This window comes from Oharaeibacter diazotrophicus (assembly GCF_004362745.1).
Lineage (GTDB): Bacteria > Pseudomonadota > Alphaproteobacteria > Rhizobiales > Pleomorphomonadaceae > Oharaeibacter > Oharaeibacter diazotrophicus.
The window spans coordinates 1,588,864-1,610,143 of sequence record NZ_SNXY01000006.1; the positions used below are offsets into that span (position 1 = coordinate 1,588,864).

Consider the following 21,280-nt stretch of genomic DNA (forward strand, 5'->3'; position numbering starts at 1 on the left):
GGTCCGCCGCCGCCCGCGCCCCAAGGGGACGGGACGGCCGGACCGGGCGGGAGGGCCCTCGTCGATCGGTCGCACGAACGGCAGGCGCCGCGGTCCGTCGAGGCCCGCGGCGCAACGTTCACGGCGTTTTATCCGTGGCGTTCCGGCCTGTCCAGGAGGACGAAGCGCACCGGGGCGCGGCCCGCCCCGGCGTTTCCGCCGGCCTTCAATCGAAGGTGGGCGGGGTACCCTCGGCGTCCGGCTCCGGCGTGCCCTGCATGATCGCGTTGGCGATCACGCCGGCGCTCTGGCGGATCGCCTGCTCGATCTCGTTGGCCGTCGCCGGGTTGTCCTTGAGGAACTGCTTGGCGTTCTCGCGGCCCTGGCCGAGGCGCTGGCTGTTGTAGGAGAACCAGGCGCCCGACTTCTCGACGATGCCGGCCTTGACGCCGAGGTCGACCAGTTCGCCGAGCTTGGAGACGCCCTCGCCGTACATGATGTCGAACTCGACCTCCTTGAACGGCGGGGCGAGCTTGTTCTTGACCACCTTGACGCGGGTCTGGTTGCCGACGATCTCGTCGCGCGCCTTGATCGCGCCGACGCGGCGGATGTCGAGGCGGACCGAGGCGTAGAACTTGAGCGCGTTGCCGCCCGTCGTCGTCTCCGGGCTGCCGAACATCACGCCGATCTTCATGCGGATCTGGTTGATGAAGATCACCATGGTCTTCGAGCGCGAGATCGACGCCGTCAGCTTGCGCAGCGCTTGGCTCATCAGGCGGGCCTGCATGCCGGGCAGGCTGTCGCCCATCTCGCCCTCGAGTTCGGCCTTCGGCGTCAGCGCCGCCACCGAGTCGACCACCAGCACGTCGATCGCGCCGGAGCGCACCAGCGTGTCGGTGATCTCGAGCGCCTGTTCGCCGGCGTCGGGCTGCGAGATCAGGAGGTCGTCGAGGTTGACGCCGAGCTTGCGGGCGTAGACCGGGTCGAGCGCGTGCTCGGCGTCGATGAAGGCGCAGACGCCGCCGCGCTTCTGCGCCTCGGCGACGGTGTGCAGGGCGAGCGTCGTCTTGCCCGAGGATTCCGGGCCGTAGATCTCGACGATGCGCCCGCGCGGCAGGCCGCCGACGCCGAGCGCGATGTCGAGGCCGAGCGAGCCGGTCGGGACCGTCTCCACTTCGACGGCCTGGCCCTGGCCGAGCCGCATGATCGAGCCCTTGCCGAAGGCGCGCTCGATCTGAGACAGGGCGGCGTCGAGCGCCTTGGTCTTGTCCATGGAGGTTCCTTCGACGAGGCGGAGCGTGTTCTGCGACATGTCCGATCCCTTATTCCACGAGCGGCGGCGGCTTTCAAACTCGGATCCAATGTACGCATTTTGTTCCTGTTTGCAAGCGTGACCTCAACCATCTGAATCAAAATGCGTTCCCGCGCCGTGTCCATGGAACGTTCCGGCAATTTCGGCACTCCGCCCGGCCGGTCCGCACCCTCGCGCCGGCGGCCCCGGTCCCGCGGATCCGCCGCGACTCGCCCCGGCGCCGCGTCCGCCTCGCCGCCCCGCCTTGACGCCGCGGCGCCGGCGCGGCATGTCCCTCGCCGTCCGGGCGCGCCGCCGCCCCGAGGGGCGACCTTGCGATGACCGACCATGCCTTCGATGCCGGCGCCGGCCCGCTCGTCTTCGTCGGCGGCTGCCACCGCGACGTCGTCGCCCGCACGCTCGACGCCTTCGAGCCCGCCACCTCCTGCCCCGGCGTGATCGCGGAACGCCCCGGCGGCGTCGCCCGCAACGTCGCCGTGCTGGTGGCGAGCGCGGGGCTACCCGTCGGCTTCGTCGGCCGCGTCGGCGACGATCCGGCCGGCCGCGCCCTCGCCGACGCCCTCGCCGCCGCCGGCATCGGCCCGGTCGAACTCCGCGTCGACGCGGACGCGCGCACCGGAACCTACGTGGCGGTTCACGGCGCGGACGGCGAACTCGTCGCGGGCGTCTCGGATCTTTCGATCTACGACCGCGTCACGCCGGCCGAGCTCGACGCCAGCCCGGCGCTCGCCGCCGCGGGGACCGTGTTCGCCGATGCCAACCTGCCGGTCGCCGCGCTCGCCGGGCTCGCGGCGCGCTTCGGCCCGCGCCTCGCCGTCGACGCGATATCGCGGGCGAAGGCGCCGCGACTCGCGGCCGTACTCGGCGCCGGCGCGCTCGTCTTCGTCAACCTGCCGTCGGCCGAGACGTTGGCCGGCCGGCCGCTGGCCGATCCCGCCGCGGCCGCCGCCGCGCTCGCCGGGCTCGGCGCCCGCCGCGCCGTCGTCACCGGCGGCGCACGGCCGGTCGCGGTGCTCGACGGCGGCACGGTGACGCTGCGCCCGGTGCCGGCCTGCCCGGTCGTCGACGTCACCGGCGCCGGCGACGCGCTCTCGGCCGGCACCCTCGCCGCCCTCGCCCACGGCCGCCCGCTCGCCGACGCGGTCGACGTCGGCATTGCCGCCGCCCGCGCCGCGCTCGCCGGTGCGGGCGCCCTCGCCCGCCTGCCCGCCGACGTCGTCGCCGCCCTCGCCCCCTCCCTCGAAGGAGCCCGCCCATGAACCCGCTGCTGACGCCCACCGCAGAGGTCGCCGCCGCGCTTTCCGCCGGCCGGCCGGTGGTCGCGCTCGAATCGACCATCGTCACCCACGGCATGCCCTGGCCGGCCAACGTCGAGACCGCCCGCGCGGTCGAGGACGTCGTGCGCGCCGGCGGCGCGGTGCCGGCCACCATCGCGGTGCTGGACGGCCGGATCCGGATCGGCCTTTCGCCCGACGAACTCGAGGCGCTCGGCAAGGCGAACGGCGTGATGAAGCTGTCGCGCGCCGACCTCGCCTACGCCGTCGCCACCGGCCGGCCCGGCTCGACAACGGTCGCGGCCACCATGATCGCGGCCGACCGGGCCGGCATCCGCGTCTTCGCCACCGGCGGCATCGGCGGCGTCCACCGCGGCGCGGAGGAGAGCTTCGACGTCTCCGCCGACCTCGACGAACTCGCCCGCACGCCGGTGATCGTGGTCGCCGCCGGCGCCAAGGCCATCCTCGACGTGCCGAAGACGCTCGAGGTGCTGGAGACCCGCGGGGTGCCGGTGGTCGGCTTCGGCACCGACGAGTTCCCGGCCTTCTGGTCGCGCCGCTCCGGCCTGAAGGCGCCGCTGACGATCGACGACGCCGCCGGCGTCGCCGCCTTCCAGCGCGCCCGCGAGGCGCTCGGGGTCGGCGGCGGCATGCTGGTCGCCAACCCGGTGCCCGCGGCCGACGAGATCCCGGCCGCGGAGATGGCCGATCACATCGCCGCGTCGCTCGCCGCCGCCGCGGCCGCCGGCGTCGTCGGCAAGGCGGTCACGCCCTTCCTGCTCGGCGACATCCTAGAACGCACCGCCGGCCGGAGCCTCGCCACCAACGTCGCGCTGGTGAAGAACAACGCCCGCGTCGCCGCGGCGATCGCGGTGGCGCTGTCGTGAGCGCGGACCCCGCCGCCGTCGTCGGCGTCCGGTTTCGCCGCGCCCACCGCGACGACGTTCCGGCGATCGTCCGGCTGCTCGCCGACGACGCCCTCGGCGCCGGCCGCGAGCGCGTCGAGGATCCGCTGCCGGCCGCCTATCTCGACGCCTTCGCCGAGCTCGACGCCGATCCGCGCGAGACGCTGCTGGTCGCCGAGGACGTCGACGGCAGCGTGGTCGGCTGCCTCCAGCTCACCGAGACGGTCGGCTTGTCGAGCGTCGGCATGCGCCGCGCCACCATCGAATCGGTCCGGGTCGCGGCGTCGCTGCGCGGGCGCGGCGTCGGGGCCGCGCTGGTCGGCCACGCCGTCGACATCGCCCGCGACAAGGGCTGTGCGCAGGTCCAGCTCACCAGCCACGTCTCGCGCCGTGACGCCCACCGCTTCTACGAACGGCTCGGCTTCACCGCCTCCCACGTCGGCATGAAGCTGGTGCTCCGCGGGCGGCCGTAGCCGACCTCACCACGCCACGTCGAGCCGTTCCAGGCCGTGGAAGTGGTAGCGGTCGGCGTAGACCGGCGGCGCGGCGAGGCGGAGGCCCGGCAGGCGGCGGAACAGCACCGGCAGCGCCGCCTGCAGCTCGAGCCGGGCCAGCGGTGCGCCGATGCAGAAGTGGATGCCGGCGCCGAAGGACAGGCTGGCGACGTCGGCGCGGTCCGGCAACAGCCGGGCGGGATCGGCGAAGCGGGCGGGGTCGCGGTTGGCGGCGCCGAGCAGGAGGCCGATCTCGTCGCCGCGGTTCAGCCGCGCGCCGGCGATCTCGACGTCCTCGAGGGCGTAGCGGGTGAACATGTGCAGCGGCGCGTCGTAGCGCAGCAGCTCCTCGCACAGCGTCTCGGTGCCCGCGGGGGTGGCGAAGGCGGCGGCGGTGTCGACGCCGGTCTCGAGCAGGGCCTTCACGCCGTTGCCGATCGCGTGCACGGTCGCCTCGTGGCCGGCGTTCAGCACCAGGATGCAGGTGGTGACGAGTTCGTCGGTGGTCAGGCGCTCGCCAGCGGTCTCGGCGGCGATCAGGTGGCTGATCAGGTCGTCGGCCGGGCGCGAGCGGCGCTCTTCGACGTAGCCGCGCATGAAGGCGACGAAGTCCTCGGTTGCGGCGACGGCGGAGTCCTCCACCGCCCGCGTCCGGTTGAACTGGTACATCGCCACCATGCGGTGCGACCAGTCGAGCAGCCGGTCCGACATCGCGGCGGGCACGCCGAGCAGTTCGGCGATCACGATCACCGGGATCGGCGTCGCGAAGCGCGCGAGGAGGTCGACGCGGCCTTCGGCCTCGAAGCCGTCGATCGCCTCTTCCGCGAGGGCGGCGATGCGCGGGCGCAGCCGCTCGACGGCGCGGCTGACGAAGGCGCGGTTGACGAGGCCGCGCAGGCGCGTGTGCACCGGCGGTTCGCGTTCCAGCAGCGAATGCGCCTCGACCGCGTAGAACGGCGCGAGATGCGCCGGGATCTCCGGCCAGCCGAGTTCGGCCCGGCTCGCCACGTGCAGCACCTCGCGGCCGAAGCGGCGGTCGCGGAACAGGGCGCCGACCGCCTCGAAGCCGGTCAGGCACCACATGCCGTAGTCTTCCCAGAACACCGCCGGTCCGAGCGCCCGCATGCGCTCGTAGGCGGGATAGGGGTCCTGCACGAAGACGGGATCGGTCGGCGACTGGCGGAAGATCGGGCGCTGCGTCATGGCCCGTCGATAGCCGGCCGCCGGGGCGGCGTCCAGAGCCGCGCCGCCTGCAGCGTGCATATGGCGGAAACACTTATGACATGATGATTTGCATCGGCATTGAACGTTCCTTAATGCGCCGGGACCATCGTTCGCGGACGGCACCGCCGGCGACACCGGCCGCCGCGGCATTTCCCGGGGAGCTCTGCGGGGCGCGATGACGGACGAGGCGGCCTTGGGCGTGGTACCCGAGCGCGTCGAGCAGGCGAAGGCGGCGGTGCGCTCCGTCCGCGAGATCGCGCCGCTCGCGCTCGTGATCGGTGGCGCCGTCTTCCTGCTCCTCGCGGATGCCATCGCCCTCCCCGTGCTCGGCGGCTGGTACGCGCTGCTCGCCGCCACCTACGCGGTCCGCTGGGGCGTGATCGACCACGCCCGGCGCTCGCTCGAGCGGGATCCCGAACGAGTGCTGCGCCTCGCCGTCGTCATGGCGACGATCTCGGGGCTCGCCTGGGCGGTGGTGCCTTGGCTGGTGGTGTCGCGCGGCGACCTCGACCTGCGCGGCCTCGCCACCATCATGGTGCTGTTCAGTTTGGCGGCCAGCGTCGTCACGGTGAACACCGCCTATGCCCCCGTGACGATCTTCTTCGCGACGCCCTGCACGTTGTCGCTGGTCGCCGCCCTGTTCACGCTCGGGGATCCCGACGTCTGGATCCTCGACGTCGCGATCCTCACCTACGGCGCCGTGCTCGTCCGTTCGGCGCTGGTCGGCGAACGGCGCTACGTCGAGCACTTCCGCCTCGCGCTCGCGCAGGAAGCCGCCTCGCGCTCGCTCTCGGTCGCCGCCGGCGAACTCGAGCGCTCCAACGAGCGGCTGGTCCACCTCGTCGACCACGACCCGCTCACCGGGCTCCTCAACCGCAGCGGCTTCGCCAACGACCTCGATGACCGCATCGCCCGGGCCGCGCTGCGCGGCGGCAAGGTCGCCCTGCTCCTGATCGATCTCGACAACTTCAAGGCGGTCAACGACAGCCAGGGCCATCCGGCCGGCGACACCGCGCTGGCCGAGACCGCCGCCCGCATCCTCGCCCTGGTGCCGGCCGGCGCCTCGGTCAGCCGCACCGGCGGCGACGAGTTCGCCGTCGCCCTCGGCGACGACGAGGCCGGCACCGTCGCCGACGGCCTCGCCCAGCGCCTGATCCACCACATGGCCGAGCCCTTCTCGGTCGCCGGTCAGCCGGTGGTGCTCGGCTGCAGCGTCGGCATCGCGGTCTATCCGGATCACGGCGGCGATCGCCAGAGCCTCGTCTCCCACGCCGACATGGCGCTCTATTCCGCCAAGGACGCCGGCAAGGGCCGGCCCTGCCACTTCGACATCGACATGCTGTCGCGCCGCCACGCCCAACGCGTCGTCGAGCACGACCTGCCCACGGCGATGGACCGCCACGAGGTCGAGGTCCACTTCCAGCCGCAGGTCTCGCTGGTCGACGGTCGGCTGGTCGGCGTCGAGGCGCTGGTGCGCTGGCACCACCCGTTGATGGGCTGGATCGACCCGCCGGCGATCGTCGACGCCGCCCGCCGGGTCTATTCGGCCGCCCGCCTAACCGCCTACGTGCTCGAGGCCTCCGTCGCCGTCCGCGGTCTGCTCGCCGCCCACGGCTGGCGCGACATCCGCGTCGCCGTCAACGTCTCGCCACGCGACCTGCCGTTCTTCCCCCTGCCCGAACTGGTCGCCGAGATCGCCGGCGACGCCGTCGGCCGGGTCGACGGCATCGAGATCGAGATCACCGAGGACGCGATGATCGACCTCGATCTCTGCGGCCCCAAGCTCGCGGCGCTCAGGCTGATGGGCGTCAAGATCGCCGTCGACGACTTCGGCACCGGCTTCTCCTCGCTCGCCTACATGAGCCGGCTCGAGGTCGACCGCATCAAGATCGACCGCCAGTTCGTCCACGACCTCGACGGCGACGGCCACAACCGCTCCCTTGTCCAGGCCGTCGTCGGGCTCGGCCGCTCGCTCGGCTGCGAGGTGCTCGCCGAGGGCGTCGAGACCGCGGCCATGGCCGCCCGCCTCGCAGAACTCGGCTGCGACAGCGGCCAGGGCTGGTATTTCGGCCGCGCCATGCGCGCCGACGAGCTCGACCGCTGGCTCGCCGACTTCGCCGCCGCCGCCCCCCGCCGCAGCAGGGCGTGAAACCGATCGCGCGAAACGCCGACGCGCCGCCACGGCGCGCGGTCACGGCCCTTGCGCCGGCTCCGGTTCGGGCACCGGTCGGCCGCGACGGTCGCCGAGCAGGCACGCGAGCCGGGCGCGCAGGACCTCGGGCCGGCGCGTCTCGCATTCCCACACCAGCACGACCCGGAAGCCGGCCGCCCTGAGCGCGCGGATCGCCTTGGCGTCGCGGCGGCGGTTGGCGGCGAGCTTCTCCGTCCAGAAGGCCCTGTTGGCCTTCGGGATCGTGGCGGCGCGACAGCCGGTGTGGTGGTGCCAGAAGCAGCCGTTGACGAACAGCGCCCAGCGCCGGCGCCGGTTGGCGAAATCGGGCCGCCCCGGCAGCCCGGCGACGTCGAGCCGATAGGCGAGGCCGAGCGCGCGCAGCATCCCGGCGACCAGCGTCTCCGGCGCGGTGCCGCGCCGCCTGACCCGCCGCATCAGGTCGCTGCGTTCGGGGCTCGACGGCGGCGGCCGGTTCATTCCGCGGCGATCCCCTGCGCCGCTCCGTCCATGCGCCCGAGATGGTCGCGCAGCCGGTCGAGGAAACCGGGTGCGAAACGCAGCGTGCCGCGGCCGGCGCGGCCGAGGAAGCCGCGGGTCGCCCGGCTCGACAGCGGCTTGCCCGGATGGGACAGGAACGCGGCGAGCGGCGGACGGTCGCGCCAGACCGGAAACGCCCCGATCGCGACGGCCCGGCGGTCGCGGCCGTCGGAGCGGGCGGCGCGCGGCCAGCGTCCGTCGAGGGGGCCGTCGCGCGCGGTGTCGTGGACGCCGGGCGAGGCGAGCCGACGCCCGACCCATTCGGCCACCGGCACCGTCACCGCGTTGCCGACCAGCGCCCAGCGCAGCGATCCGCGCGCCGCCGCCGTCGCCGGCTCGGTCCAGCCGGCCGGGAAGCCCTGCAGCCGCTCGGCGTCGCGGATGTCGGGCGTGACGACCCGCCCGTCCGGCAAGAGCACCGCCGGCGGCGAGGCGATGCCGACCGTCGATCCGTTCTTCAACGTCGGCACAGCGTCCGCCGCCCAGCCGAGACCGCGCACGCCCTCGGTCCAGTAGAAGCCGTGGGCGTGAGTGCCGAGCGCGGTGGTCGTCGCGGGCGGCGCGGCGTCGTCGGCGAACAGCACGCCGGCCGGATCGACGGCGGTCGTCGTCGCCACGAAGATCACCCGCTCGCGCCGCTGCGGCAGGAAGGCGAGCGAGTTGACCACCCGATAGGCCCAATGGTAGCCGCGCGCCTCGAAGGCCTCGACCAGCCGGGTCATCGCCCGCCCGCGGTCGAGATGGAGCATGAAGGAGACGTTCTCGAGCACCACCCACGGCGCCGGTCGGGCGTCGAGCAGCCGGAACACGTGGCCGACGAGGCCCGAGCGGCCACCGTCGATGCCCGCGGTCGTCCCGGCCTGACTGAGGTCCTGGCACGGAAAGCCGCCGACGACGAGGTCGACGTCCTCCGGCAGTCGGTCCAGCGCCGCCACGTCGCGCGCGACCGCAAGACCCGGGAAGCGCGCCGCCAGCACCGCCCGCGCCGGCTCCCAGATTTCGCACGCCAGCGCCGTCCCGTGCCCGGCCGCGGCGAGGCCGCGCTCGAAACCGCCGATGCCGGCGAACAGGCCCGCGACCCTCATGCCGCCTCCGATCCCGCCCTCGTCACCCCGCGCTCACTCCGCCAGCGTCTCCTTCACCGTCGTCGCCAACTGCTTGAGGCTGAAGGGTTTCGGCAGGAAGTTGAACTGCTCGTTCTCCGGCAGGTTCTTCTTGAAGGCGTCCTCGGCGTAGCCGGAGACGAAGATGATCTTGAGGTCCGGCCGGGTCTTGCGCAGCTCGCGCAGCAGCGACGGGCCGTCCATCTCCGGCATCACCACGTCGGAGACCACGAGGTCGATCCGCCCGTCGGTCTCCTTCATCACCTCGAGCGCCTCGGCGCCGGTGGAGGCCTCGTGCACGGTGTAGCCGCGCGAGGCGAGCGCCCGGGCGGCGAAGGCGCGCACCGCCTCCTCGTCCTCGACCAAGAGGATGATGGCGTTGCCGGTGAGGTCCGCCATCGGCGTCTGCTCGACCGGGCGCTTCGGCTGCGCCTCGGCGACCTGGACGTGGCGCGGCAGGAAGATCCGGAACGTCGTGCCGACGCCCATCTCGGAGTGGGGCCAGATGTAGCCGCCGGTCTGCTTGACGATGCCGTAGACCGTCGAGAGTCCGAGGCCGGTGCCCTTGCCGACCTCCTTGGTCGAGAAGAACGGCTCAAAGATCTTCTCGATGATCTCCTCGGGGATGCCGGTGCCGGTGTCCTCGACCTCGAGCACCACGTAGTCGGCCGCGGGCATGCCCTTGTAGCCGAGCGCGCCGACCTCGCCGGCCGGCAGGTTGAGCGTGCGGATCTCGAGCCGCCCGCCCTCGGGCATGGCGTCGCGGGCGTTGACCGCGAGGTTGATCACCACCTGCTCGAGCTGGTTGAGGTCGGCCATCACGGTCCACAGGTCCCGGCCGTGCACCATCCTCAGCTGCACCTTCTCGCCGAGCAGGCGGTCGAGCAGGATCGAGAGGTCCGAGAGCACGTCGGAGAGGTTCAGGACCTGCGGGCGCAGCGTCTGCCGCCGCGAGAACGCCAGCAGCTGCCGCACGAGGCCGGCGGCCCGGTTGGCGTTCTGCTTGATGTTCATGATGTCCTGGAAGGACGGATCGGTCGGCCGATGGTTGGCGAGCAGCAGGTCGGAGAAGCCGATGATCGCCGTCAGCACGTTGTTGAAGTCGTGCGCGACGCCGCCGGCGAGTTGGCCGATCGCCTGCATCTTCTGGCCTTGCGCGAACTGGGCCTCGAGGGCGCGCTGTTCGGTGGTCTCGAGCGCGTAGACCACCGCCACCTCGCCGTCGCCGGCGCCCTCCTCCACCGGCGAGACGAAGAAGCGCGCCGAGCGCGCCTTGTCGTCGGCGAGGCTGACGTCGATCGGCGGCACCTGACCCTGGCCGGTCAGCGCGCCCTTCAGCGCCTCGACCACCGCGAGCCGGTCGCGCTCGGCGACCACGTCGGTCAGCCGGCCGCGCGCCGCCGTCGGCTCCACCTTCAGGAACGAGCCGAAGATGCGCATGAACGGCGCGTTGGTGCGCCCGAGCCGGCCGTCCTTGTCGATGCCGGCGATCGCGACCGGCGTGTTGTTGAAGAAGCGGGCGAAGCGCACCTCGGCGGCGCGCAGCGATTCCGAGATGTCCTCGCCGGGCGAGCGGTTCAGCACCAGCGTCCGGCTGTCGCCGACCCCGCCGTCGGCGCCGACCGGCACCCGGTGGATCAGTCGCACCGGCAGGCTCTGGCCGTTGCGCTTGACGAGGTCGAGGTCGACGATGCCGGTGCGCACCTCGCCGGGCGCGCCGCGCACGCCGTCGAGCAGCGCCGCGCCGTCGCCGGCCGCGAGATTGGAGAGGCCGATCCTGCCGGCCTCGAACTCGGCGAGGTCGTAGCCGAGCCAGTCGGCCAGCGTCGCGTTCATGTAGACGATGTGGCCGAGCGCGTCGGCCGAGAAGAAGCCGGCCGGGGCGTGGTCGAGGAAGTTCACCGCGCGCTGCAGCGCCTGGAAGCTGTCCTCCTGCTCGTCGCGGTCGCGCGTGACGTCGGCGATCTGCCACACCGACAGCGGCCGCGCCGCGTCGGGTAGCGGGCGGACGCGGATGCGGTACCAGCGCGGCGAGCCGTCGGAACGGCCGATCGGATGGGCGAGCCGCACCTCTTCGCGGGCGCTGCGGCCCTCGCGGGCGGCCTGGGCGAGGCGGAAGATCACGTCGGCGGCGTCGGGGTCGCCCGAGAACACCCGCTCGACCGTGCGCACCTCGCTCGGCGTCTCCGCCCGGATCAGCCGGCCGTAGGCGGCGTTGGCGTAGACGATCCGGCCCTCGACGTCGGTCAGGCAGACGCCGTCGGTCATGGTGTCGAGGAAGCGCTTGGCGAGGGCGTGCTGGCGGTCGTTGCGGGCGCCGAAGCGGATCAGGCCGATCGCGCCGGCGAACAGCGAGAACACGCCGACCACCGCCAGCAGCCCGAGCAGGCCGAGCACGTAGGGCTCGGCGCGCGAACGGTCGAGCATGGCGAACACGCCGGCCGCGGCCACCAGCGACAACGCCAGGGTGACCAAGAGCCCGACGTTTCCGCCGCGCTCGGAGCGGTCCACGATCGGCGCCTCGACCGAGGGGGCGGCCTCGCTGTCGCTCATCCTGTCGTCGTCCCGGCTCGCCGCATCGATTGTCGGACCGTCCCGGGCCTCGTGGGCGGGGCCTCCCGCCGGAGAATCGCCCGGGTTCTCGGTTCCATCAATAACGGTCCCCGCGCGGCGGGCAAAGCGCCGCGCGGGGCCGGAACGCGCACTCCCCGGGGAAGTTCGGCTTTTCGGCCGACCTCAAGCCCCGTAGCGCTGGCGGTAGCGGGCGATCGCGGCTGCCGGCCGGAGCCCCGCGGCCCGGTAGGTCCCAGCCGCCGCCGCGAGGCGGGCGCCGCTGGTCGCCGACGGCTTGACGAGACCGGTCATCGCCGGCACGTCGGCGCTGCCGGGGAACACCGTCTCGTCGAGCACGTCCTTCGGCACGCCGATGTGGTCCATCAGCACGCCCTTGAAGATCGCCCGGAGGTCGGTGGTCGGGGTCAGGTCGCTCTCCTCGTAGAGGTCCTTCTTGGCGATGCCCGGCCAGGTGCCCAGCACCTTGCCGCCGGCGACCGAACCGCCCGCGAGCATCGCCACGGTGCCGACGCCGTGGTCGGTTCCCTTGGTGCCGTTGACGTGGACAGTGCGGCCGAACTCGGTCGCCATCACGATCACGGTGTCCTTCCAGACGTCGCCGACCGCTTCCTTGAAGTCCTTCAGCGCGATGTCGAGTTCGGCGAGCGCGTCGAACAGGTAGCCGGAGGTGACGCCCTGGTCGGAGTGGGTGTCGAAGTTGTTGACCGACAGCACCGCCATCCGCGGCCCGTCGGCGGCGGCGAGCAGTCGGCCGGCGCCGCGGAACGACTGCCGGAAGGTCGATACCCAGCCCGAGCCGTCGTCGACCTGCTCGGCGAGCGCGTCGGCCTTGAGGCCACGCTCGAGCGCGCCGGCGAGTTCGCCGTCGGTGTTGCGCAGCATCTGGACGACGCGGTCGGTCAGCGTCGCGTCCGGGTGCTGGAACCACGTCGGCGACCAGCCGAGCACCGGCGCGGGGCCGCGCAGCAGGAGCGGCGCCTCGCCGATCTGGATCGCGCCGCGGCTGACGATCGGCGAGCCCTGCGGCATCGCCGTCAGCAGCCGGTTCATCCAGCCGGTCGAGTTGGAGCCGAGACCGGGCAGGCCGTTCTCGAGATTGTCCTGGCAGTCGAAGTGCGAGCGGTTGCGCAGCGGCAGGCCGGCCGCGTGCACCACCGCGGCGTCGCCGGCCTTGAAGAGGTCGCCGAAGCCGGTCAGCGCCTTGTTCAGGCTGAAGAAGTCGTCGAGGCCGATCGACTGCGCCCGCGAGATCGCGATGTTGCCGCGCATCTCGTTGTAGGACCCGTCACCGTGCGGGATGACGGTGTTGATGCCGTCCATGCCGCCGCGCAGCACCACCACCAGGAGGCGCGGGTCGCCGGTGGCGGCCTCGGCCCAGCGCGGCACGAAGGCGGAGGAGAACAGGCCGGCGGTGATGCCGAGCGCGGCGCGCCGGCTCACCAGCAGGCGGGATTCGGCGCAGCCCTCGGTGGCGCGCCCGAGGACGGCGGAGGGGAGACCGAGGTCGGCCGGGCCGTGGTCGTGGTCGTGGTCGTGGCGGGACATCTCGGGGTCACCTGCGCTGGAATTCGGAGGAGATCAGCAGGGTGGTGAAGCGCGCGTTGGCGTCGGGGGCGCCGGCGATCCGCCGCCGCGTCTCCTCCGACAGCGTCGAGCCGAACAGGAAGCGCGCAAGGTCGCTCGCCGAGTGCTTCGGCTTCCGGTTGAACACCTGATGGGTCATCATCGCGGTGTCGAGCCGGATCGTCATGCCGTCGGGGTCGAGCCAGTAGCTGCTCTCGTCGGCGTAGCCGTCGGGGGTCGGATGCTCCCAGGGCAGGTTGTTCATGGCCCGCAGCGGCTCGGTGACGGCCCAGCCGTTGTCCTTGTTGGGGAAGAAGCCGAGCGCGCGCATCTGCGCCACCGCCAGCTCGTAGGGCCGGCGCACCTTGCCGAGCGGCAGCGTGAACGCCTCGGGCAAGTCGAGCAGCGCCAGATAGGTCGCCTTGAGGTTGCCGCGGGTCTTGTAGAAGGCGTCGGCGACCGGCTTCACCATCGCCGGAGTCGGGTCGTCGGTGACGAAGTGCAGCACCAGCTTGAAGGCGATGTGCTCGGCGGTCTCGCGCGCGGTGGCGAGGTCCGTGAGCGCATCGAGGCCCTGCTTCATGCCCGCGCCGCCGTAGAGCTTGCCGCGCAGCTTGACGTGACCGGGCTCGTGCCAGCGGGTGCGGAAGATGAACTGGCCGTTGTTGGAGGCCTTGCCGCCGTTGTAGTGGTACTGGGCCTCCCAGCCGCGCACGAACGACCATCCGGTGATGATCTTGGCGAGCTGGGTGACGTCGGTCTCGTCGTAGCCGGCGCCCGAGCCGAGCGTGTGCAGCTCCATAATCTCGCGGGCGAGGTTCTCGTTGAGGCCGGCGTTCCAGTTCTTGCCGTCGATCGAGTTCGGCCCGATCGAATCGTCGTTGTCGAGATAGTCGATCATCGCCGGATGCTGGATCGCGGCCTTGAGCATGGTCTGGAAGTTGCCGAGCACGTTGCGCCGGACCACCGCCCGCTCGAAATGGCCGAGCGTGCCGCGCACCGTCTCGGACTTGTTGATCGACATCGAGAAGTGGTTGCTCCAGAACAGCACCAGCCGCTCCACGAAGCCGACCACCGGCCCGAGGTGCTTGCGCATCCGCGCCTCGAGCTCCACCGACCGGATCTTCTCGGCCTTGTCGAAGCCGAGCTGCGACAGCCGGCAGACGGTCGCGTAGCTCTGCAGCCGCGTGTCGGTGATCGACGCGATGTCCGGATTGTCGAGTTCCGCCTTCACCGCCGCGATCGGATCTCCGGCGATCTTGGAGAACCCGCCCGGCTTCGCCCCCAGTCCGAACCGCTGGAGCGCGATCCGGGCCTGCTGCGCCCTGCTCGTTGCAGCCATGTCCAACCCCCAACCCGAGCGACCGCCGCCGCACGCCGCGCGGCCGGTCGCTGACCGGGACACCCTGGTCCCTCCGATCGCCCCGGAAAGGTGACGAAAGGCTTTACGCCGTCCGTCCAACTACCAAGTCCCGGAACGTATTATCCCTGCGGCGAACAATATGTCTCGCCCCTCTGCAAATCGTATTTAAGCGCCGGTTATTCCCGCCAGCGCGCTTTTTTCCTCAAATTCATGACGAAGCCGATGACTTCGGCGACGGCGCGGTAATGATTTTCCGGGATCAGCTGGTCGAGTTCGGCGGTGGCGTACAACGCGCGGGCGAGCGGCGGATTCTCGACGATCGGAACCTTGTGCTCCACCGCGAGCTCGCGGATCCGGAGGGCCACCTCGTCGACGCCCTTGGCGACACAGACCGGCGCCTGCATGCCGGTCTCGTATTTCAGCGCCACGGCATAGTGGGTCGGGTTGGTCACCACCACGGTCGCCGACGGCACCGCGGTCAGCATGCGCTTGCGCGCCCGCTCCATGCGCAGTTGGCGGATCTTGCCCTTGACCTCGGGGTTGCCCTCGGTCTGCTTGTGCTCCTCCTTGATCTCCTGCAGCGACATCCGCTGCCGCTTCAGCCAGCGCCAGCGCACCCAGCCGTAGTCGAGCACCGCCACGAAGAACAGCGCGGCGGTCATGGCGCCGAGCATGCGCACCGCGCTCGCCTGGGCGATGCCGAGCAGCACGGCGAGGTCGGTGGTGACGAGGCCGTCGAGCCGCTCGCGCTCGGGCCACAGCACCGCGGTCATCACCGCCCCGACCAGCACGATCTTGACGAGGCCCTTCACGAAGTTCATCAGCCCGTCGGGCGAGAACATCCGCTTCAGCCCCGACAGCGGCGAGATCTTCGAGAACTTCGGGATCATCTGCTCGGCCGAGAGCACCGGCCGATGCTGGATCATGTGGCCGATCACGCCGCCGACCGCCAGGATCGCCAACGGCCCGACGATCGCCGTGCCGATCGCGAGGCCGAGCGTGCCGTAGAGCCGCCTGAGCCCGCCGCCGTCGACCGAGAGTTCGGCGGCGTGCTCCAGCAGGCCGCGCAGCGCCGGCAGGAGCGCGTGCGAGGCCGGCCCGCCGGCCATCGCCACCGTCAGGGTGATCGCGCCGAGGGTGAAGAAGGCGACCACCTCCTGGCTCTTGGCGACGTCGCCCTTCTCGTGCGCCTGTTCGAGCTTTCGGCCCGTTGGTTCTTCTGTCTTGTCCTCGTCGTCGCCGCCTTCGGCCATGTCCGGGCCCTCAGGGTGCGACGAGGCGCATCAGGCCGGTCTCGACGTGTCCGAGGTACCAGCCCATCATGGTGGTGGAGAGCAGCGCGACCAGCACCAGCCCGACGAAGATCGAGATCGGCATCGACAGGAAATACACCTGCAGCTGCGGCATCAGCTTGGAGAGCACGCCGAGCCCGAGGTTGAAGATCAGGCCGAACACCATGAACGGCGCCGAGATCTGCACGCCGACCTTGAAACTCTCGGCCGCCGTCATCAGCGCAGCGTCGCGCAGGTCCTCGACAGGCAGCACGTCGCCGGGCGGGAACATCGCGTAGCTGTCGGCGATGCCGGCGAGCGCGACGTGGTGGAGGTCGGTGGCGAAGATCATCGCCATGCCGGTCAGTGAAATGAAGCTGCCGATGATCGCGCCCTGCTGGCCCATCGACGGATCCACGGTCTGCGCGAAGCCGAGGCCGACCGCCGAGGCGATCGAGGCGCCGGCGGTCTGCGCCGCCGACAGCAGCATCCGCGCGATCAGGCCGAAGGACAGCCCCACCAGCACCTCCGACACCATCGCCACCAGGAGCCGCGGCAGGTCGTCGGAAAGGCCCTGCGGCAGCCGGCCGGACAGGAGCGGATAGAACACCAGCGCCAGCATCAGCGCGAAGGCGAGGCGGATCCGCGACGGGATCGCCTGTTCGCCGAGCGCCGGCATCAGCATCACCAGTGCGCCGAGCCGGGCGAAGATCAGCAGGTAGAGGACCGTGACCTCCGGCAGGACGGTGACGGTCATCCCGAGACGATCCGCTCGGTGATCCGCGTCATGAAACCGGCGAGCGCGTCGGACATGAAGGGCAAGGTCAGCAGCAGCACCAGGAAGATCGTCAGGATCTTCGGGATGAACACCAGGGTCTGCTCCTGGATCTGCGTCAGCGCCTGCACCAGCGCCACCGCGAGGCCAACCACCAGCCCGACCAGCATGGTCGGCGCCGCGATCTCGACCGTGACCCAGATGGAATCGCGGGCGATGTCGAGTGCCTCCGGCCCGGTCATGGCGTCGTCCCTTCCCCGCGGAGCGCCGTCAGATCGGCATCCGCATGATCTCCTCGTAGGCGGAGATGACGCGGTCGCGCACCGAGACCATCGTCTCCAGCGCCACCTCGGTCTCGTTCACCGCCGTCACCACGTCGATCATGTCGGCCTTGCCGGCGAGCAGGTCGCGCTGCTTGCCCTCGGCGGCCCGGCCCTGGTCGACGACCTGCTGCACGCTGTCCTCCAGCATGGCGCCGAAGTCGACGCCGGCGCCGTCGGCCGCCGCAGTCTGCCCCTGCGACCCGCGATTCGCGAGCCTCGACATGGCGCCGTAGATGCCGGAGGCGTTGAGGGCGGTGGTGAGGGCCAAGGCGGGTCTCCCGGGGAAGAGCGGTCACGAGGGGATGCGAAGGCGCGCCGACGATCGGTCAGCCCTTCAGGAGGTCGAGCGTGCGCAGCATCATCTGCCGCGTCGACGAGACCACGTTGAGGTTGGCCTCGTAGCCGCGCTGGGCGTCGCGCAGGTCGGTCATCTCGATCAGCGGCGTCACGTTCGGGTACTTCACCATCCCCGAGGCGTCGGCGGCGGGATGGCCCGGCTCGTAGCGCATGTCGAAGTTGGAGCTGTCGCGGTCGACCTTGCCGAGTTCGGCGATGGTGGCGCCGAGGGTGCGGTCGAATTTCGCGTTCACCGTCGGGATCTTGCGGCGGTAGGGGTCGGCGCCCGGCGTCGCGCCGGTGGAATCGGCGTTGGCGACGTTCTCGGCGATCACCCGCATCCGTCCCGTCTGCACCTTCATGCCGGCGGTCGAGACCTTGAGCGTGTTGTCGAACTCCATGGTTCAAACCTCCGTCAACGCTTGCCGATCGCGGTCTTGAGCAGGCCGAGGCCGCGCTGGTACAGCGAGGCGGCGGCCTGGTAGTCCATCTGGTTCTGCGTCACCTTCATCATCTGCTCTTCGAGCACCACCGCGTTGCCGTCCGGGGTGATCTCGTAGGCCGGCGCCTTCCGCCCCTCGGCGACCGGGGACCGGGCCGGCGCGCTGCCGCCGAGATGGCGCGGGTCGGTGGCGGCGAGGCGCACGCCCGCCGCGGCGTCGGCGCGCATGTCGGCGGCGACGCGGAAGAAATCGGGCGCCGTGACGTCGCGGCCGACGTAGCCGGGCGTCGAGGCGTTGGCGACGTTCTCGGCCAGGATCTTCTGCCGCTGCTCGTGGAAGCGCAGCTTCTCCTTGAGCGCCTGGAGAACCGGCATATCCGTCATCGACATCGTCCGACGCTCCTCCACGCACCCCGTCCCGCCGGCACGACTCGCCCCGGCCGGAACCGCCGGCAGGCAAGAATTGCCGCCCGTGTGGTTAACGGGTCGTTAACGACGCCGTACGGCACCGGGCCGGCCGACCGGAAATTCGCCGGATTCCGCCCCGAGCCGTGGTCCGGCGACCGGTTGCGCGCTTGTCGGGCGCCGCCCGATCTGCAAGGAAGGGCGGCAGGAATTGCCGCACCGCCCCGAAGGCCCTCGCGAATGCGGATGCCGGGGCGCGGCGGTAGAACATGGTTACCGGCTCGGAAGACAATTCTTTAAAATTTGCCGATACTGATCTCTGACGAACCGGAATTCATCGGACGAGTGACGACGATGCAGGACTTCCTCGTGAGTTGGTTTGGCACGACGGGCGCGACATGGGCGCGGCTCGTCCTCGCCGTCGTCGTGGTGCTCGCGCTGCTGTTGGCGCTGCGCTGGGTGCTGAAGCACACCATGATCGGCTCGGGCCACGTCGTCGCCCGGTCCAAGCAGCCGCGCGTCGCCGTGCTCGACGTCGCCCCGGTCGACCAGCGCCGTCGGCTGGTGCTGATCCGCCGCGACAACGTCGAGCATCTCCTCCTGATCGGCGGCCCGACCGACCTCGTCGTCGAGCAGACCATCTACCGCGGCCTGCCCGTCGGCAGCATGGGCCGGATGCCGGTGCCCGGCGCCGCCCCGGCCCAGCCGCAGCCTGCCGCCCAGAGCCAGACCGCATCGCCCGTCGCGCCCGCGCCGGCGGCCCCGATCGGCGCCGTGCCCGCCCGCCCGGCCGCCCCGCCCGTCGCCGAGGCGCCGGCCCCCGAGCCCGCCGCCGCCCGCCCGCGGCCGCAGGGCGGCCCCGTCCTCGCCGCGCCGGCGCCGGTCGTCGTCGCGCCGCCGGCCCAGACGCCCGTGCCCGCCGCGGCCGCCCGCGCCGACGTCCGCACCATCGGCCAGGGCCAGCCGCGCCCCGCCGCCCGCGAGATCCGCCCGGTCCGGTCCGACGACCGCCCGGCCGAGAAGCCGGCCCGTACCGAGGCCGCCGCCCCGGCGTCGCCGGCGCCCGAGCCCGCGGCATCGGTGCCGCAGCCGGCGCCACAGCCCTACGTGCCGCCGGTCGCCGCCAAGCCCGAGTTCCACGCTGACCCGATCGCCCCGATCGTCGCGGCCGTGCCGGCCCCCGCCCCGGCGCCGGCCGAGACGCCCGCCCCGGCCGCGCCGGAACCCGGCTTCGACGACCTCGCCCGCCGCCTCGACGAGGCGCTGCGCGTCGACCTCGCCGACGTCCACCCCGCGCCGAGATCCGAACCGCGCCTCGAGCCGGTGACGCGCCCCGAGCCGGTCGTCCGGGTCGAGCCGCCGCTCGCACGCCGCCCCGCCCGCGTCGAGCCGGTCGAGCCCGCCGAGCCGCCGGCGCCGATCCCCTACGTCCGCCCGACCCGCGGCCCCGCCGCCCGCCCGATCGACGAGGACCGCGCCGAGCCGATCGAGGCCGAGGCCGCGGCGCCGGAACCGGTGGCGTCCACGCCGAAGGAGCCCGCGCCGCGGCCGCCCGAGCCGGTCGCGCCGAAGGCCCCCGAGCCCGTCGCCGCCCGCCGTACCGAGCCGACCGGCGACGATCCCGCCCGCACCGCCCTCGGCGCCGCCGCGGCGTGGTTCCGCCCGCGCGCCGTCGAGCCCGCGCCCGAGCCGGCCGTGACCGCCGAGCCGCGCCCGGCACCGCAGCCTGCCGCCCGTCCCGCCCCCGTGACCGCCGCCGCCCGCCCGGCGCCGACGCCGGTCGTCCGTGCCCCGGAGCCGCCGGCCGCTGAGATCGTCCCCGAGCCCGAGGTCGAGACCGCGCCCGAGCCGGTCCGCGCCGCCGCTGCGGCTCCGGCCGCCGCCGCCGAGGCGCCGGCCCGCCCCGCCGCGTCCGCCGACCTCTCGGCCATGCTCGCCGACGACCTCGCCCGCATCCTCGACGACGAGGTCGCCAAGGCCGGCCCGGCGCCGGAACCCGCGGCGCCGTCGCCGGCCGCGCCCCAGGCCGCCCCGAAGGCCGCGGCGCCCGCACCCGCCAAGCCCGCCGCGCGCCCGGCTGCACCGGCCGCACCGGCCAAGGCCGACCCGGATTTCTCCTCCCTCGAGGACGAGATGGCCCGCCTGCTCGACGAACTCGCCGGCGACCTCAAGTCCGACAACCGTTCCTGAGACGCGCCTCGGCGCGACCCGACGGGCCCGGCCGGCGACGGCCGGGCCCGTCGCGTTTCGAGGGAGAGCCCCACGCCGTCCACACCCCGTCACCGTCCACCGCCCCACCCGCCGCCCGAATCGCGGTAAACGGGGAGCGGACCCGGCCGAGAAGGCCGGACGAGGCGGCGGATCGGAGCCATGGCGCGGACAGACGCCGGCGCGGCGGCGGGCGGACCGGACGGTCCGGATCCCGGCGGCGGCCCGGCCCTCCAGGGAGATCGACAGGACGGCCGCGGGCGGCCCCACGCCCGGCGCACCGCCTTGGCCGCGGGCGTCCTCGCCGTCGGCTTCGCGCTCGCCGGCGCGGCGCACGCGCAGGACATCACCATCGGCCTCGGCCAGGGCACCACGCTGACCGAGCGCGGCGTCCAGCTGATCGGCCTGATCACGGTGCTGTCGCTGGCGCCGTCGATCCTGGTGATGATGACGAGCTTCACCCGGATCGTGGTGGTGCTGTCGCTGCTGCGCACCGCGATCGGCCTGCAGACCGCACCGCCCAACGCGGTGATGGTGTCGCTGGCGCTGTTCCTGACCGGCTTCATCATGGCGCCGACGTTCCAGACCGCCTACGAGGACGGCGTCGCCCCGGTGGTCGCCGGCCAGATCCAACTGACCGAGGGCTTCGAGCGCGCCGTCGCACCGTTCCACGCCTTCATGCGCGCCAACGTCCGCGAGGCCGACCTCGCGCTCTTCATCGACCTCGCCCGCGAGGAGCCGCCGGAGGCGCCCGAGGACCTGTCGCTGCGCGTCCTGATCCCGGCCTTCATGATCTCCGAGCTGCGGCGCGCCTTCGAGATCGGCTTCCTGATGTACCTGCCCTTCCTGATCATCGACATGGTGGTGTCGTCGATCCTCATGGCGATGGGCATGATGATGCTGCCGCCGGCGACCGTGTCGCTGCCGTTCAAGCTGATCTTCTTCGTGCTGGTCGACGGCTGGTCGCTGCTCGCCGGCAGCCTGATCCGCAGCTACGGCGCCGGGTGATCCCGGCGCCG

General features: G+C 72.5%; 19 protein-coding genes. 6 read left to right on the forward strand and 13 right to left on the reverse strand.

Annotation, left to right across the window (positions count from 1 at the left end):
- Window positions 1-205: 205 nt before the first annotated feature.
- Complete coding sequence (recA, locus tag EDD54_RS07495) at window positions 206-1,291, reverse strand: recombinase RecA (RefSeq protein ID WP_126535283.1); 1,086 nt, start codon at window positions 1,289-1,291, stop codon at window positions 206-208.
- Window positions 1,292-1,608: 317 nt separating this feature from the next.
- Between recA and EDD54_RS07500 the strand changes: the two genes are divergently transcribed.
- From EDD54_RS07500 to EDD54_RS07510, 3 genes are read left to right on the forward strand one after another with little or no spacing between them, the layout of a single operon-like run.
- The gene (locus EDD54_RS07500) at window positions 1,609-2,550 is read left to right on the forward strand and encodes a PfkB family carbohydrate kinase (protein ID WP_126535282.1); all 942 of its coding nucleotides are present in this window, start codon (window positions 1,609-1,611) and stop codon (window positions 2,548-2,550) included.
- Complete coding sequence (locus EDD54_RS07505) at window positions 2,547-3,452, forward strand: pseudouridine-5'-phosphate glycosidase (RefSeq protein ID WP_126535281.1); 906 nt, start codon at window positions 2,547-2,549, stop codon at window positions 3,450-3,452. The genes EDD54_RS07500 and EDD54_RS07505 overlap by 4 nt, the downstream gene beginning before the upstream one ends.
- On the forward strand, window positions 3,449-3,943 hold the full coding sequence (locus EDD54_RS07510; RefSeq protein ID WP_126535280.1) for a GNAT family N-acetyltransferase: 495 nt from the start codon (window positions 3,449-3,451) through the stop codon (window positions 3,941-3,943). Before EDD54_RS07505 ends, EDD54_RS07510 begins: the two co-directional genes overlap by 4 nt.
- A 6-nt stretch (window positions 3,944-3,949) precedes the next feature.
- Here the strand turns inward: EDD54_RS07510 and EDD54_RS07515 are convergent, their stop codons facing one another.
- Window positions 3,950-5,167 (reverse strand): cytochrome P450, encoded by a 1,218-nt coding sequence (locus EDD54_RS07515; RefSeq protein ID WP_126535279.1) that lies wholly within the window; start codon window positions 5,165-5,167, stop codon window positions 3,950-3,952.
- A gap of 220 nt (window positions 5,168-5,387) precedes the next feature.
- Between EDD54_RS07515 and EDD54_RS07520 the strand changes: the two genes are divergently transcribed.
- Complete coding sequence (locus EDD54_RS07520; RefSeq protein WP_245515698.1) at window positions 5,388-7,337, forward strand: putative bifunctional diguanylate cyclase/phosphodiesterase; 1,950 nt, start codon at window positions 5,388-5,390, stop codon at window positions 7,335-7,337.
- Window positions 7,338-7,379: 42 nt separating this feature from the next.
- On the opposite strand, the gene EDD54_RS07525 is transcribed toward EDD54_RS07520, so the two are convergent.
- The 11 genes from EDD54_RS07525 to flgB all read right to left on the reverse strand — a co-directional run bounded on the left by EDD54_RS07525 (window position 7,380) and on the right by flgB (window position 18,038).
- Window positions 7,380-7,838 (reverse strand): very short patch repair endonuclease, encoded by a 459-nt coding sequence (locus EDD54_RS07525; RefSeq protein WP_126535277.1) that lies wholly within the window; start codon window positions 7,836-7,838, stop codon window positions 7,380-7,382.
- Window positions 7,835-8,983, reverse strand: coding sequence for a DNA cytosine methyltransferase (locus EDD54_RS07530; RefSeq protein ID WP_126535276.1), 1,149 nt, complete (start codon window positions 8,981-8,983; stop codon window positions 7,835-7,837). The genes EDD54_RS07525 and EDD54_RS07530 overlap by 4 nt, the downstream gene beginning before the upstream one ends.
- A 33-nt stretch (window positions 8,984-9,016) precedes the next feature.
- Window positions 9,017-11,554: a cell cycle histidine kinase CckA gene (cckA, locus tag EDD54_RS07535; RefSeq protein WP_126535275.1), complete on the reverse strand. Its 2,538-nt coding sequence runs from the start codon at window positions 11,552-11,554 to the stop codon at window positions 9,017-9,019.
- A gap of 183 nt (window positions 11,555-11,737) precedes the next feature.
- On the reverse strand, window positions 11,738-13,120 hold the full coding sequence (locus EDD54_RS07540; protein WP_126541656.1) for a DUF1501 domain-containing protein: 1,383 nt from the start codon (window positions 13,118-13,120) through the stop codon (window positions 11,738-11,740).
- Between the two features lie 7 nt (window positions 13,121-13,127).
- Window positions 13,128-14,480 carry a DUF1800 domain-containing protein gene (locus EDD54_RS07545; RefSeq protein WP_126541655.1) on the reverse strand — a complete coding sequence of 451 codons (1,353 nt, stop codon included), beginning with the start codon at window positions 14,478-14,480 and terminating at the stop codon, window positions 13,128-13,130.
- A 197-nt stretch (window positions 14,481-14,677) separates the two neighbouring features.
- Complete coding sequence (gene flhB / locus EDD54_RS07550) at window positions 14,678-15,754, reverse strand: flagellar biosynthesis protein FlhB (protein WP_126541654.1); 1,077 nt, start codon at window positions 15,752-15,754, stop codon at window positions 14,678-14,680.
- A gap of 10 nt (window positions 15,755-15,764) precedes the next feature.
- Entirely contained in the window at window positions 15,765-16,529 is a 765-nt protein-coding gene (gene fliR, locus EDD54_RS07555; RefSeq protein WP_126541653.1) for a flagellar biosynthetic protein FliR, read from the reverse strand.
- Window positions 16,526-16,789: a flagellar biosynthesis protein FliQ gene (gene fliQ / locus EDD54_RS07560; protein WP_126541652.1), complete on the reverse strand. Its 264-nt coding sequence runs from the start codon at window positions 16,787-16,789 to the stop codon at window positions 16,526-16,528. The genes fliR and fliQ overlap by 4 nt, the downstream gene beginning before the upstream one ends.
- 28 nt (window positions 16,790-16,817) lie before the next feature.
- Complete coding sequence (fliE, locus tag EDD54_RS07565) at window positions 16,818-17,093, reverse strand: flagellar hook-basal body complex protein FliE (RefSeq protein ID WP_126541977.1); 276 nt, start codon at window positions 17,091-17,093, stop codon at window positions 16,818-16,820.
- Window positions 17,094-17,196: 103 nt separating this feature from the next.
- Window positions 17,197-17,607: a flagellar basal body rod protein FlgC gene (flgC, locus tag EDD54_RS07570; protein WP_126541651.1), complete on the reverse strand. Its 411-nt coding sequence runs from the start codon at window positions 17,605-17,607 to the stop codon at window positions 17,197-17,199.
- Between the two features lie 14 nt (window positions 17,608-17,621).
- Complete coding sequence (flgB, locus tag EDD54_RS07575) at window positions 17,622-18,038, reverse strand: flagellar basal body rod protein FlgB (RefSeq protein ID WP_126541650.1); 417 nt, start codon at window positions 18,036-18,038, stop codon at window positions 17,622-17,624.
- 369 nt (window positions 18,039-18,407) lie between these two features.
- On the opposite strand from flgB, the gene EDD54_RS07580 reads away from it, so the two are divergent.
- Complete coding sequence (locus EDD54_RS07580) at window positions 18,408-20,243, forward strand: flagellar biosynthetic protein FliO (RefSeq protein WP_126541649.1); 1,836 nt, start codon at window positions 18,408-18,410, stop codon at window positions 20,241-20,243.
- 180 nt (window positions 20,244-20,423) lie between these two features.
- Complete coding sequence (fliP, locus tag EDD54_RS07585; RefSeq protein ID WP_126541648.1) at window positions 20,424-21,269, forward strand: flagellar type III secretion system pore protein FliP; 846 nt, start codon at window positions 20,424-20,426, stop codon at window positions 21,267-21,269.
- The last annotated feature ends 11 nt before the right edge of the window (window positions 21,270-21,280 follow it).